At 71.4% G+C, this 13077-nt stretch carries 15 protein-coding genes; 5 read left to right on the top strand and 10 right to left on the bottom strand.

The annotated features are described in order from the left end of the window. Entirely contained in the window at positions 1 to 837 is an 837-nt protein-coding gene (locus Acor_RS01080; RefSeq protein WP_218034056.1) for an SDR family oxidoreductase, read from the top strand. A gap of 13 nt (positions 838 to 850) precedes the next feature. Here Acor_RS01080 and Acor_RS01075 read toward each other — a convergent pair whose 3' ends face one another. The 6 genes from Acor_RS01075 to Acor_RS45305 form a co-directional block, all read right to left on the bottom strand. Beyond that, complete coding sequence (locus Acor_RS01075; RefSeq protein ID WP_170316749.1) at positions 851 to 1972, bottom strand: RCC1 domain-containing protein; 1122 nt, start codon at positions 1970 to 1972, stop codon at positions 851 to 853. Between the two features lie 97 nt (positions 1973 to 2069). Next, on the bottom strand, positions 2070 to 2351 hold the full coding sequence (locus Acor_RS01070; RefSeq protein ID WP_155334573.1) for a DUF6510 family protein: 282 nt from the start codon (positions 2349 to 2351) through the stop codon (positions 2070 to 2072). 1 nt (position 2352) lies between these two features. Continuing rightward, positions 2353 to 3066, bottom strand: a complete 714-nt coding sequence (locus Acor_RS01065; RefSeq protein ID WP_218034055.1) for a ferredoxin reductase — start codon at positions 3064 to 3066, stop codon at positions 2353 to 2355. Then, positions 3066 to 3665, bottom strand: coding sequence for a sulfite oxidase-like oxidoreductase (locus Acor_RS01060; protein WP_155334571.1), 600 nt, complete (start codon positions 3663 to 3665; stop codon positions 3066 to 3068). The genes Acor_RS01065 and Acor_RS01060 overlap by 1 nt, the downstream gene beginning before the upstream one ends. Positions 3666 to 3704: 39 nt before the next feature. Beyond that, positions 3705 to 4052: a YciI family protein gene (locus Acor_RS01055; protein ID WP_155334570.1), complete on the bottom strand. Its 348-nt coding sequence runs from the start codon at positions 4050 to 4052 to the stop codon at positions 3705 to 3707. Between the two features lie 39 nt (positions 4053 to 4091). Beyond that, positions 4092 to 4220, bottom strand: a complete 129-nt coding sequence (locus Acor_RS45305; RefSeq protein ID WP_281353125.1) for a hypothetical protein — start codon at positions 4218 to 4220, stop codon at positions 4092 to 4094. Between Acor_RS45305 and Acor_RS01050 the strand changes: the two genes are divergently transcribed. Beyond that, complete coding sequence (locus Acor_RS01050; RefSeq protein ID WP_155334569.1) at positions 4219 to 4935, top strand: cellulose binding domain-containing protein; 717 nt, start codon at positions 4219 to 4221, stop codon at positions 4933 to 4935. The two genes, Acor_RS45305 and Acor_RS01050, sit on opposite strands and share 2 nt — an antisense overlap. A 46-nt stretch (positions 4936 to 4981) precedes the next feature. Here the strand turns inward: Acor_RS01050 and Acor_RS01045 are convergent, their stop codons facing one another. Continuing rightward, a complete protein-coding gene (locus tag Acor_RS01045; protein WP_155334568.1) occupies positions 4982 to 5386 on the bottom strand; it encodes a RidA family protein in 405 nt (134 codons plus the stop codon). Between the two features lie 582 nt (positions 5387 to 5968). On the opposite strand from Acor_RS01045, the gene Acor_RS01040 reads away from it, so the two are divergent. Continuing rightward, positions 5969 to 6157, top strand: a complete 189-nt coding sequence (locus Acor_RS01040; protein WP_155334567.1) for a DUF5999 family protein — start codon at positions 5969 to 5971, stop codon at positions 6155 to 6157. Positions 6158 to 6217: 60 nt separating this feature from the next. On the opposite strand, the gene Acor_RS01035 is transcribed toward Acor_RS01040, so the two are convergent. Beyond that, positions 6218 to 7582, bottom strand: a complete 1365-nt coding sequence (locus Acor_RS01035; protein ID WP_155334566.1) for an FAD-binding oxidoreductase — start codon at positions 7580 to 7582, stop codon at positions 6218 to 6220. A 166-nt stretch (positions 7583 to 7748) separates the two neighbouring features. Here Acor_RS01035 and Acor_RS01030 point away from each other — a divergent pair, with 166 nt between their 5' ends. Both Acor_RS01030 and Acor_RS01025 read left to right on the top strand, forming a co-directional pair. Beyond that, positions 7749 to 7982, top strand: coding sequence for an AfsR/SARP family transcriptional regulator (locus Acor_RS01030; RefSeq protein ID WP_155334565.1), 234 nt, complete (start codon positions 7749 to 7751; stop codon positions 7980 to 7982). Next, a complete protein-coding gene (locus Acor_RS01025; RefSeq protein ID WP_308805617.1) occupies positions 7877 to 10942 on the top strand; it encodes a BTAD domain-containing putative transcriptional regulator in 3066 nt (1021 codons plus the stop codon). The genes Acor_RS01030 and Acor_RS01025 overlap by 106 nt, the downstream gene beginning before the upstream one ends. Here the strand turns inward: Acor_RS01025 and Acor_RS01020 are convergent. Together Acor_RS01020 and Acor_RS01015 are read right to left on the bottom strand one after the other, a co-directional pair. Further along, a complete protein-coding gene (locus Acor_RS01020) occupies positions 10921 to 11583 on the bottom strand; it encodes a SanA/YdcF family protein (protein ID WP_246238332.1) in 663 nt (220 codons plus the stop codon). The two genes, Acor_RS01025 and Acor_RS01020, sit on opposite strands and share 22 nt — an antisense overlap. Position 11584: 1 nt before the next feature. Further along, the gene (locus Acor_RS01015) at positions 11585 to 13057 is read right to left on the bottom strand and encodes an MFS transporter (RefSeq protein WP_155334563.1); all 1473 of its coding nucleotides are present in this window, start codon (positions 13055 to 13057) and stop codon (positions 11585 to 11587) included. Between the last annotated feature and the right edge of the window lie 20 nt (positions 13058 to 13077).

Raw genomic sequence — 13077 nt, 5'->3', positions numbered from 1 at the left:
ATGATCGTCGTAACGGGTTCCACCGGACGGCTGGGCGGCCGGGTGGCCCGCCGCCTGGCCGCCGCGGGCATACCGCAGCGCCTCCTGGTACGGGATCCGGCCCGCGCGCCCCTCCTGGACGGCGCCACCGTGACCACCGCCGAATACAGCGACGCCACCGCCTGCCGAAACGCCCTGACCAGCGGAGACACGGTCCTCATGGTCTCCGCCGCCGAGGACGCCGACCGCCTCTCCCAGCACCGCACCTTCGTCGACGCCGCCGCAGAGGCCGGCGTCGGCCACCTGGTCTACATCTCCTTCTACGGCGCCGGCCCCGCGTCCACGTTCACCCTGGCCCGCGACCACTGGGCGACCGAGGACCACATCAAGTCCACCGGCCTCCCGCACACCTTCCTCCGCGACAACCTCTACGCCGACTTCATCCCCATGATGGTCGGCCCCGACGACGTCCTCCGCGGCCCCGCCGGCACCGGCAGAGCGTCGGTCGTCGCCCAGGACGACATCGCCGACGTGGCCACGGTCGTCCTCCGCGACCCGGCCCCGCACACCGGCCTAACCCACGACCTGACCGGCCCAGCGGCACTCACCCTCACCGAAATGTGCCAAATCATCACCGACGTCACCGGCACCCCCGTCCGCTACCACGAGGAAACGGTCACGGAGGCATACGAATCACGTTCGTCCCACCAAGCACCCAGCTGGCTGGTAGACGCCTGGGTATCGACATACACGGCGATCGCGGCCGGCGAGATGAACGGCGTCGGCAGCGCCATCCCCGACATCACCGGCCATCCCGCCACGCCCCTCGCCGAAGTAATCCGCCGAAACCGCTCCTAACCAGCGCGCGACGTCAGCCCGTCCGTACGACCATGAACGGGCCGCCGACGGCGAGCTGCTGGACTCCGCTCAGCCCCGGTACCAGACCCGGCGTGGCCCGTTCCGTCACCCCTGGGTCCCCGAGCTGGTTCCCGCTGTTGCTCCCCCACGTGTACACCGATCCGCCCACCCGGACGGCCGCGCAGAACGAGCCCACGCCGATCTCCTGGACGGCTCCCAGCCCCGGAACCTTGACCGGCAGCAGCCGCTGTGTCGTCGTGCCGTCCCCGAGCTGGCCGGACGAGTTCATCCCCCAGCTCCAGACCTCCCCGTTGGCGCGCAGGGCCAGCGCGAACTCCTGCCCCGCCGCGACCGAGGCGACGCCGGTGAGCCCGGCCACCGGCCCGGGTGTCGCCCGGAACGGGGACACGATCCCGCTCCCGAGCTGCCCGTGCCCGTTCTCGCCCCACGAGCTGACCCGCCCGTCGGCGCCGATCGCGAGGCTGAAATGCGCCGCGGCGGTGATCCCGGTGACCCCGGTCAGCGTCCCCGCCCGGACCGGAGTCAGCCGATCGGTCTGGGTTCCGTCGCCGAGCGCCCCGCCCCGGTTGTTACCCCAGGTCCAGACTGTCCCGTCCGACTTCAGGGCCATCCCGTGGGTGCGCCCGGCCGACACGGCGACCACACCGGTCAGGCCGGTCACCCGGACCGGAGTCGTCCGGTTGGTCCTGGTGCCGTCGCCCAGCTGCCCGACCTCGTTGGCCCCCCAGGCCCAGACCGTCCCGTCCGACCGCAGCGCCACGCTGGTGTCCTCGCCGCCGTCGACGGCGATCACGTTCGTGAGTCCGGGCACCTGGAACGGCTCGGTGACGAAGGTCTGCAGGAAGGCGTAGTGACGGGGATCGGTGTCCCCCCAGTACCAGACCGTGCCGTCGGCCGCGATGCCCAGCCCGTGCGACTGCCCCACCGCGATCTTGGTGAACTGCCTTCCGCCCGCCGCCGCCACCGGCGCCGGATGCCCGGACGCGGTCCCGCCGACCTGGCCGAGCACGTTCAACCCCCAGCCCACGGTGGGAGCCGGGGCCGCGGACGCGGGGTTCGCCAGCAGGACCATGACGAGCACCAGCCCGCCTACTTGTGAGGTTCTCCACGACATGGAACGGCTCCTGTGGGGTTCGAGGCCGGGACGCCCCACCATCGAACCCGCCCGGCAGGAACCCCGACAGAGCCACTTGCCGCAAAGAGGCAGTGGATCAGCCGCCCTGCTGGTCGTCCGGCATCGGGATCCGCAACGAGAGGGTGCCGCGCAGGTCGAGCCAGACCGCGTCCGGGGTTCTGACCAGCCGCACCATGACCTCCTCACAGCCGGCACAGCGCCCGACCAGACCGGGCGCCGGGCCGTACACCCGCAGGCCCGCGACCGGCCCGGAGTTACCGCACCCCGCACAAGTGCCGACCGCCACGGTCAGATCGACCGCGAACAGCTCGCCGAGCGGCCCCGCCAGCGCGTTACCGTCCAGATAGTCGATGGACATGTCACCCTCCCGTAGGTCCGAAACGTTCGGTTCTGATGCGTTCCGCGGCGTGGCCGAGCGCGATCAGCTGATCGGCGGCGGCCTCCACGAACCCGGTCGGGCCGCAGACGAAACTGTCGATGTCCGTGGACGCGCCGGCCAGGTCGGGTGGCATGATCCGCCCCGGAGGCCGCGCCCAGCCGTCGGGCGTCTTCCTGGTGAAGATGTACGCGACGTCCAATCCGGGATCCGGGCTGGCCAGTTCGTCCAGGTAGAAGCGCTGATCAGGTTCCCGTACCGAATAGATCAACCGGAACGGCGCGGAACTGCCCGCCTCGCGGCGAGCGCGGATCATGGCCATCAGCGGCACCATCCCCGAGCCGCCCGCCACCAGCAGCACCGGCGCCACCCGCTCCGGACGCCACACGAACCACCCGCCGACCGGCCCGCGGATCTCCACCTGATCGCCGATCTCCAGGATCTCGGTCAGGTACGGCGAGACCTCCCCGTCCCGGACGAGCTCCACGGTCAGCTCGACCCGCTCCCCCTGCTCGGGCGCGGCCACCGAGTAGCTGCGCTGGGTGCTGTACCCGTCCGGCGCGGTCAGCCGCACGTCCACGTGCTGCCCGGCCAGATGACCGGGCCAGCCGGGGACCTCGAAGACGAGCGTGCGCGCGGTGGTCGTCTCATGACGGACTTCGACCAGTTCGGCCACACGCCACGGCAGCCGCCGCATCAGTCGCCCTGATAGCGCTGCTCGAGCCACGGGTCCCCGTAGTTGTGATAGCCGGCGGTCTCCCAGAACCCCGGCCAGTCCTCGTTCATCAGCCGGATGCCGCGCACCCATTTCGCCGATTTCCACAGATACAGGTGCGGCACCAGCAGCCGCGCGGGCCCGCCGTGGGGCGGAGTTAGGTCGTCGCCGTCGTATTTGTAGGCGACCCACGCCTTCCCGTCGAGCAGGTCCTCCAGCGGCAGGTTCGTGGTGTACCCGCCGTAGGAATAGGCCAGCGCGTACTCGGCGGCCGTCTCGACGTCCTCCATCAGCACGTCCAGCGACACCCCCTGCCAGCCCGTGCCGAGTTTCGACCACTTCGTCACACAGTGCAGGTCCAGCGTGGGCGTCTCGGACGGCAGCGCCATCAGATCCGCCCAGGACCACCGATGCGTCTCCCCCAGTTCGGTGTCGATCGTGAACTCCCACCGATCGAGCCCGATCCGGGGCGTCGGCCCCGCCGACAGCACCGGGAAATCGTGCGTCAGGTACTGCCCCGGCGGGAGTTTGACGTCACCTTCCCCCCGCCGCCCAAAGAAGCCACGCGAAACGATTGCCATGATTCCTCCCAAAGCCCACGATAGCCGCGGACCCCCCGCTCAGCCCGACTGGATGATCTCGAAAGCGAGCAGCGGGCGTACCTCGACGCCGCCGCGCGTGACCGGGGTCAGTTTGGCCAGCGCCACCGCGTGCGCCAGATCATTGGCCTCGACCACGAACACAGCCGCCAGCGACGTCGCGCCGCCCTCGGCGAACGGGCCCCGCACGATCTCCCCGCCGCGGATGGTGGTGGCGTGGTCGACCGGTTTCATCGCCAGCCCGGCGACGATCCGGCCGCCCTGCGCCGCGATGCGCTCAGGCAGGTCCTCGTAGGCCTGGATGACCTCCGGCCCGGGATCGGCCGAACCGCCGTGCGGTTCGAAGACGAGCACGGCGTACTGGGCCATCAGCCCACCTCCTGAGTCGTGATCTCCTCCTTGAAATGTTCAGCCGTTCTCCCCGCTGAGCTGCGCGAATCGCCGTACCGAGGGGGAGCCTTTGACCGCCCCCGGGGCGCGCTGGACGATCCATGCGGATACGGGGACGGCTTTTCCGACCTGAGAAGGGAACACCATGAGACTCGCCCTGCGGGTGCTGGCCGGCGCGGTGCTGACCGTGCTCGCGCTCGCGCTCAGCCCCTCGGCCCTGGCCGTTGTGGACACCTCCCCGCCATCGAAACCGACCGGCCTGCGGGACAACTGCGTCGCCGACTTCCCCGGCACGGCCTTCTGCTGGAACCCGTCCACCGACGACGTCGGCGTCATCGGGTACGACATCTTCCGGCAGACCCCGGCCGGTCTCGTCAAAGTGGGCACCAGGCCCGCGAGCACGTTCCCGTTCTTCACCGAACCCGGCCTGGTCACGGGCCAGGTCTACATCTATCGGGTGCAGGCCAAGGACGCGGCGGGCAACCTGAGCGTGATCTCCGACCCGGTCTCCGTGGTGGCCAGGCCCGGCTTCCCGGTGCCGCCCGCCTGCCGGGTGGAGTACACCACCAGCACCTTCAACAGCACCGGCTTCTTCAGCCAGATCAAGATCTTCAACGTGGGGACCATCGCGATCAACTCGTGGACCCTCACCTTCGCCTTCCCCGACCCCGGGCAGCGGGTGACCAACGGCTTCAACGCCACCTGGACCCAGACCGGCTCGAACGTGACCGCCCGCAACGCGTCCTGGAACGGGAGCATCCCCCCTGGCGGCTCCGTCCAGGGCATCGGCTTCTACGGTTCGCACACCAACGCCAACCCCGTCCCCGGCCTGTTCCGGGTCAACGGGGTCATCTGCACCTAGCCCGTCCTTGACCTCCCCCCGGCCTGACGGCCGGGGGGAGATCTTTTTACCCGGCCGGTACGGCGGCGACGGCCTCGATCTCGATCAGGATGTCGGGGTGGAACAGCCCCGCCACCCGCACCAGGGAACTCGTCGGAGGCCGGGATACGTCGATGAATTCGTCGCGTACCGCGCGGACGACGGGCAGCGCGGCGGTGTCCACCACGTAAATGGTCAGCTTGAACACGTCCTGCCAGCCGGCGCCGCCCGCTTCGAGCGCGGCGCCCACGTTGACCATGACTTGACGCGTCTGCGCCGCCCAGTCCCCGGCCGGGGCGAACACCCCCTCAGCCGAGATCGGGACCTGCCCGGACGTCCAGATAATGCGGCTCCCAGGGGCTATTTCGGCCACGTGGCTGTAGCCGTTGGCCGGGGGCAGCGTGCCCGGCGTGATCAGTTCGAAGGCGGTCATGCGCCCATCATGTCGGCTCAAAGGGTAGATCTTAAAGAATGCCAGGTAAAAGGGGTTCTATAACCCTTGCCAGTAGATAGACTGACATTGCGTCAAAGCGCAGGATCCTTTACCTAAATGACCGGGCCCTGACCCCCAGCAGCGGGATTACGGACAAGCCCTATGCCGTTCAAGTAGAGGTAGACAACTCAATCTGGTAGCAGCCGCAGGCCGAGAGCCGCGCTGCACCGCGCGAGGGCGGTGAACACACCCGCCACCCCCGGTAAGGGGATGGAAAGCGCGATGAAAGCGAACTGTCAGCGCCGCGGCGCACGCTGAGCATGCGAGGCCGGACACCAGCCCAGAACCCGCAAAAATACGACGAAATTGTCGGTGGGGACTGAGAGTATCTAAAGAGGACGTCCGGTCCCACAAGATCTAATAACACCGAAAAGGACGTGATGAGGATGGGACAGATCCGGGTCCGGCCCCGGCCGAAGAGGCCGAGCTGGCTCGCGACTCCCGACCTCCGCACGCCATCGGGCCGCACGTTGCCCTACTGATCACCACCCTGGAGCGCAACACCCGAGAAGGACCAAGACCATGTGTAACCACAAGCCTCACTGCCCGTCACCGTACGCATCCGACCGCGCCTCCGCGCATGTCACCGCCGCCCACCCCGAACAGGGCTGGAGCCTGCTGTGCAACGGAGTCATCCTGTTCGACGACACCGGACTGCTGATGCCCGACCGTACCGTGATGACGCCGCACCGCGGCCTGGTGGCCGCCTGATCCGCAGGGATCTAGCGGGCGGACAGGGGAGAACCCTGCCCGCCCTTGCGGGGTCCGGGGTCAGCCCAGCACCGGGTGGTTGCTACGGAAGACGCCCTCGGGGTCGCGGCTCCGCTTGATGGCGCGAAGCCGGTCGAGGGTCTCCACGGGGAAGGCGGCGTCGGCGGGGACGCCGTGGCTGAGCAGCGTGAAAGGCTTACGGCCGCTGAGGGACGATGAGACGGCGCGGGCGACGGACCGCTGCCGCTCCAGGATCGGGCCCTCCAGTTCGGGGAAGGGCAGCACCCCCAGCATGAACAGCAGGTAAGGCTCGGTGAGGTGGCCGCACGCGCCGTGCGTCTCGGCCGGGCGGCTGAGCGCGCCACCCAGGTGCCGGACCTGGAGGACCGCCAGCGGGGCGACGGTGCCGGGACCGGCCGCCGCGAGCAGGGCCGACGCGGTCTCCTCGTCGAAGCGGGCGAACAGCTCGGTGTGCAGCAGCGCCGTGGTGGGCTCGGTGGGTTCGGCGCAGATGTCACCCAGGTCGGCGATGTCCATCTGGCCACGCGTGTCCATGATCACGCCGGGGATGCGGTCGAAGGCGGCCAGCAGTCCGGCGGCCTCGGCGGTGCCGCCCAGGTAGGTGACGTCGATGGCGACCGCGGACAGGCCGCGCAGCGGCTCGGGCAGCTCGGGGAACGGCGGGAACTGCATCAGCGAGAACCAGGTGCTCAGCTCCTCCGGCGCGGTCGCGGTGACCTCGCGGAAGGCGGCCATCACCTCGGTGGCGCGGGCGGCCGGCCACAGGATGCGCCCGCCGTAGAGTTCCGGGGCCGGGTGCAGGTCGAACTCCAGCGCCGTGACCAGGGCGAAGTCACCGCCACCGCCGCGCAGCGCCCAGAACAGGTCGGGGTCGGAGTCCGCGGTGACCCGCTGCGGGGTGCCGTCGGAGTCGACCACGTCGAACGCGCGCACGTTGTTGGCGGCGAACCCGTGCTTGCGGCCGAACCAGCTGAGGCCGCCGCCGAGGGTGAAGCCGGTCGTGCTGACGTAGGTCGTGCTGCCGGCCAGGCCGGTCAGGCCGTGCTTGCCCGCCGCGGCCAGGACGTCGCCCCAGAGCGCGCCCGCCTCGACCCGGGCTATTCGCCGATGTGGATCGATGTCGATGCCGTTCAGCCGCTTGGTGCGGACCAGGATGGCGTCGTCGAAGGAGGCCGGGGCGTGGCCCAGCGGCTGGGTGGCCAGGCCGATCCCGGCCTTGCGGGCGTAGCTCACCAGCGCGGCCACGTCGGCGGCGTCGGCCACCTCGACCACGGCGCGGACCCGCTGCTGTACGGCCGCGTCCCAGGGCGTTCTGGCGGCGTCGAAGCCGGCGTCGCCGCTGACGATGACCTGTCCGCGCACGACGCGGCGCAGCTCGGACCGGAGGGCGCTGAAGTCGTTCATGGTTCTCCCCTGAAATGTCTTTGGAATGACTTCAGGGTGCGTCGGGCGGTTTGTAGGGTTCATGTAGGCGACTTGGACGTTGTCCAAGCCACTTCCAAGCCGATCGCGAGCAGCCGTACGCTTTGGCTATGAATCCGCTGGCCTTCCGCCTTTCGGCCCATTCGAGGTGGAATCGGCAGACGGCGTCCGCCTCGACCTGGGCCCCCGCATGCAGCGCATGGTGCTGGCCCTGCTGGCGCTGGAACCCGGGCGGATCGTGTCCACGGACCGGCTGGTCGACGAGCTCTGGGTGACCTGGTCCCGGCCAGCGCGACCGGAACGCTCCAGGCGTACATCTCGCACCTGCGCCGCGCCCTGGAACCTGGCCGCCCGCCGCGCACCCCGGCGGCGATCCTGCTGACCCGCGAACCCGGCTACCTCCTGGCCGTCGACCCGGCCCAGGTCGACCTGTTCCGCTTCGCCACCGAGGCCGACCAGGGCCGCCAGGCGCTGTCCCGGCAGGCGTACGGCCCGGCGTTGCAGGCGCTGGACCGCGCCCTGACCACCTGGCGCGGCCAGCCCCTGACCGAATTCTCCGGGTACGGCTTCGCGCAGCCGGTGATCGCCCGGCTGACCGAGCTGCACGCCGCCGTGACCGAGGACCGGTTCGAGGCCCGGCTGGCGCTCGGCGACACCGGCTCGATCGCGGATCTGGAGCACCTGGTGGAGGCGTACCCGTACCGGGAACGGCTGTGGGGCCTGCTGGTGCAGGCGCTGTACCGGGCCGGGCGGCAGGCCGACGCGCTGGCCGCGCTGCGCCGGGTGCGCGCCCGCCTGGCCGAGGACCTGGGCCTGGAGCCCGGCCCCGAACTGCGCCGGGTGGAGCGGGCGGTCTTCGACCAGTCGGCGACCCTGGACGCCGCGCCGAAGGCGGTCGCCGCCGGTCTGATCGCCAGGGAGCCGCAGCTGCGCCTGATCGCCGACCGGCTCGCCGCGGCCGGGCGCGGCCAGGGCGGGGTGGTGCTGATCGCCGGAGAGGCCGGCATCGGCAAGACCTGCCTGGCGCAGGCCGCCGCCGACGCCGCCGGGGTGCGCGTGGTGTGGGGCCGCTGCGTGGAGTCCGGCGCCGTCCCCGCGTTCTGGCCCTGGCTGCAGGCCCTGCGCGCGCTGGGCGAGCGGGCGGCCGGCGCGGCCGAGCCGCTCACCTCCGGCTCGGGCGACTCGGCCGCCGACCCCGACGTGGCCCTGTTCGACCTGCACGAGCGGGTGCTCCGCGCCCTGTCCGACGAGCCGGTCCTGGTCGTCCTGGACGACCTGCACTCGGCCGACGCCGCCTCGCTGCGCCTGCTCAGGCACGCGGCGCGGGAGTTGCACCGCAGGCCGATGCTGGTGCTGGCCACGCTCCGCCCTGAACCGGGACGTGAGCCTGAGCAGCTGGCCGACACGCTGGCGGCGCTGGCCCGCGAACCCGGCACGGAACGCCTCCGGCTGCCCCCGTTCAGCCGCCGCGACGTGGCCGCCTACCTGGGCGGCGGCGACCCCGCGCTGGCCGAGAACCTCTACCGGCGGACCGGCGGGAACCCCTTCTACCTGGGCGAACTCCTGCGCCTGCTGGACAGCGAGGGGCTCGACCAGGTCCCGGAGACCGTCCGCGACGTGATCTTCCGCCGGGTGGCCCGGCTGCCGGAGCCCACCCAGGAGCTGCTGCGGACCGCCTCCGTGTTAGGCCGGGACGTCCGGCTCGACGTGCTCGCCGCCACCGCCGCGACCCCGGCCGAGGAGGTGATGGCCCGGCTGGCGCCGGCCTTGGCCACCGGCCTGCTGGCCGAGACCCCGACGGCTTCGACTACCGCTTCTCGCACGTGCTGGTCTGCGACGCCCTGTACGCCGGGCTCGACCGGCTGGCGAAGGCGCGGCTGCACCTGCGGGCGGGCGAGGCGCTGGAATCGACCGGCGGCGACGCCCCCCTTCCGGTGCTGGCCCACCATTTCGCCCTGGCCGCGCCCGGGTCGGCGGAGCGGCCAGGGCGGTCTCCTACGCGGTCCTGGCCGCCCGCCAGGCCACCGCCCAGCTGGCCTTCGACGAGGCCGTCGAACTGTGGGAACAGGCGGCCGCCGCGTACGGCACGGGCGAACCGGCAGAACGCTGCGCCCTCCTGATCGACCTGGGCCGGGCCCGCCGGGCGACCGGCGACGTCACCGGCGCGCACACCACCCTGGCCCAGGCCATCGACCTGGCCGCGAAGATCGGCGACCGCGCCGCGATGGCCGAGGCCGCGATGGTCTTCGGCGGCGTGACGGTGTGGAACTGGCGCTTCTACGGCACCGTCGACGACCACATGGTCGCCGTCCTGGAGGATCTGCTGGCGGGCGAGCTCCCCGACCACCAGCGGGCCGCGCTGCTGGGCACGCTCAGCCTCGAACTGCACTACGCCCGCGCCGCGCCGAAGGCGCCCGCCACGCCGCCGAGGCGGTCGCCATGGCCTGCGGGACCGGCGAGCCCGTGCTCCGGGCCAGAACGCTGAACAACTACATCAACGCCAGCTGGGTGCCCGGCGGCGAACACGAACGGCTGGCCGCCGCCGAGGAGATGCTCGCCCTCCCCCGGCTGACCCGGTCGACCGAACTGGTCGCCCGGATCATGCGCATGGTCGCCCTGCTCGAACTCGGCGAGGTCGCCGAGTGGCACGCCGAGCTCGAACACTGCCGCCGGCTGACCGCCGAGGTGCAGCAGCCCGACCTGCTGGCCATGGTGTGGCTGGCCGAGTCGACCCGGGCCGCGATGGCCGGGCAGTGGGAGGAGTCGGAGCGGTTCACCGACGACTACGGGCAGTTGCTGCGCCGGACCACCATGTGGGGCCTGGAGGACTGCCGCCTGTCCACCCTGTTCACCGCCCGCCGGGCTCGCGGCTCGGCCGGGGAGCTGGCCGCCGACCTGGCGGCGACCGCCGAGGACCCGGTGCACGCGCCGATGCGGCCGATGGCCGTGCTGGCCACCATCGACGCCGGCGACGCCGGCGACGGGGCGGCGGCCCGGCGGCTGACCGGCCGCTGGGCGGGCTGGCAGCCGTCGGACTGGAGCACCGGCTTCGTCTCGGCGGGCTGGGGCATGGTCGCCGCCCGCCTCGGCGTTCCCGACCCTCAGGTGATGTACGACCGGCTGCTGCCGCGCGGCGACGAGCTGGTGGTGATGGGCAGCCAGGTCGTCTGCTGGGGCGTGACCCACCAGATCCTGGCCGACCTGGCCGACGTGCTCGGCGACCGCGACCTGGCCCGCGACCACGCCGAACGCGCCCTGGCCGCGCACGAGCGGCTGGGCCTCACCGCGCTGACGACCCCCCGCACCCGCCTGCTCAGCGGTCAGGGGGACGAGAGCGCCTGATCGAGCGAGGTCTCGTAACGGCCGAGGAACTGCGGGTCTGAGCCCAGCACCACGGAATCCAGGAATCCTTTGCCCGCGGCCAGGAATTCGCGGACCGCGTAGACGTAGGTGGTGCCGCGGAAGTCGCGGGTGGAGTCGTCGCCGACCCCGTACGCCTCCAGCCCCGCCGTCCGGCACAGTGCGACCGCCCGGGGCAGGTGGAAACTATGGGTGACCACGGTCACCGCGCTCACCCCGAAGATCTTCTTGGCCCGGACGCAGGAGTCCCAGGTGTCGAAGCCCGCGTAGTCGAGCACGATCTTGTTCTCGGGCACGCCTCTGGTGATCAGGTAGTCGTGCATCACGGTCGGCTCGTCGTACTCCTTGATCCGGTTGTCGCCGGAGACGAGCACGGCCTTGATCTTGCCCTGGGCGTAGAGCGTGCCCGCGAGGTCCAGCCTGCTCCGGAGCATCGCCGTCGGCTGGCCGTTGGTGACGCCCGCGCCGAGGACGAGCGCGACCGGCGCCGCCGGCACCCGCCCGACCCAGTCGTCGGTGACCGCGTCCGTCCGGTACGGCGAGCTCACCAGCCACGCCCACGTCATGGGCGCGATCGCCAGCACGCTCAGCCCGACGGCGACCTGGAACGCTAAACGCTTCACCCTAATGATTATCGGCGTACCGCTGCGAGCCGGGGCCGTAAAGGTCGTACAGGGCGACGACGAGCGCGGCCAGCACGAAACCCGAGCACATCAGCACGCCCAGCCGGAACGAGCCCGCCCAGTCGCCACCGGTGGCGGCGAGATGGGCGAAGTAGACCGCGCCGACGGTCGCGATGCCCGCCGCGGAGCCGATCCGCTGCCCGGTCTGGAGCACCCCGCCCGCGCTGCCCGCCCGGATCACCGGCACCTCGCTCAGCGTCAGCGTCTGGTTCGGCGTGATCACCAGGCCGCTGCCGAGCCCCGCCAGCAGCAGCGGCCCCGCCGCCGCCCACCCGGCGTGCGGGCCCGGCACCTGGTGCACGGCCAGCATCGTCGCCAGCAGTCCCACCGCCACCAGCACCAGCCCGAACGCCACCATGGCCCGCCCGAACCGCAGCACCAGCCGCCCGCCGACGGCCGCCGACAGCGCCGACCCGAGCGCGAACGGCGTGGAGGCCACCCCGGCGAGCAGCGCCGAATAGCGCAGTCCGTTCTGCAGGTAGAGCGTGTAGGTGAAGAAGAGCGCGGTGAATCCGGCGAAGTAGACGAACGACAGCAGCGCCCCCAGCAAGTACCCGCGAAGGCGGAACAGGTCCATGTGAACCAGGGGTTCCATCCGCCGGGCGGCCCGCCGCTCCCACCACACGAACACCACGATCAGCAGCACGCCCAGGGGTTCCAGCAGCCATTTCTGCCAGCCCGGCCACATCCGCTCCTGCAGGAAAGGCAGCAGCACCAGGAGCACGGCCGCGCCGAGCAGCAGCGTGCCCAGCGGATCGAAGCCAGGCCTGCGCGCTTCCGCGCCCGGCGTGACCCGGCGCGGATGCCCGGGGAGCAGGCGGCGCGCGAGCGGCAGGGCGGCCAGCCCGATCGGCAGGTTCACGTAGAAGACCCAGCGCCAGCCGTTCGCCGCGCCGAACGCCTGGATGAGCAGGCCGCCGAGCAGCGGCCCGATCGCCGTCGACAGCCCCACCACGGCCCCGAACAGGCCGAACGCCCGCCCCCGCTCGGCGCCCAGGAACAGTTCCTGGATGAACCCGGACACCTGCGGCGTCATCAGCCCGCCGGCCACACCCTGCAGCAGCCGGGCCACCACCAGCCACCATTCGTGCTGAGCCGCCCCCGCCGCCGCGCTGGTCAGGGTGAACAGCACGACCCCGGTCATGAACACGGCCCGCCTGCTGCGCGCGTCCCCGAGCCGCCCGGACGGCACCAGGGTGAGGCCGAACGTGAGGGCGTACCCGGACAGAACCCACTGCAGCGCGCTGTCCGAAGCGCCCAATCCCGCCTGGATGGACGGCAGTGCCACATTGACGATGCTGATGTCCAGCAGGGTCATGAATCCGGCCACCAGGCAGACGGCCAGGGCTTGCCAGCGGTGGGGGTTCTGTCCCGGCTCGTACTCGTCCTGCTGGGGACTCCTGATGTTGGCCATTTCCACCCAGCCTGCCGGAA

Origin of the sequence: Acrocarpospora corrugata, from assembly GCF_009687845.1 — a bacterium.
Lineage (GTDB): Bacteria > Actinomycetota > Actinomycetes > Streptosporangiales > Streptosporangiaceae > Acrocarpospora > Acrocarpospora corrugata.
Note: the sequence above shows the minus strand (reverse complement) of the source record. Positions and strands in the feature narration are given on the sequence as shown.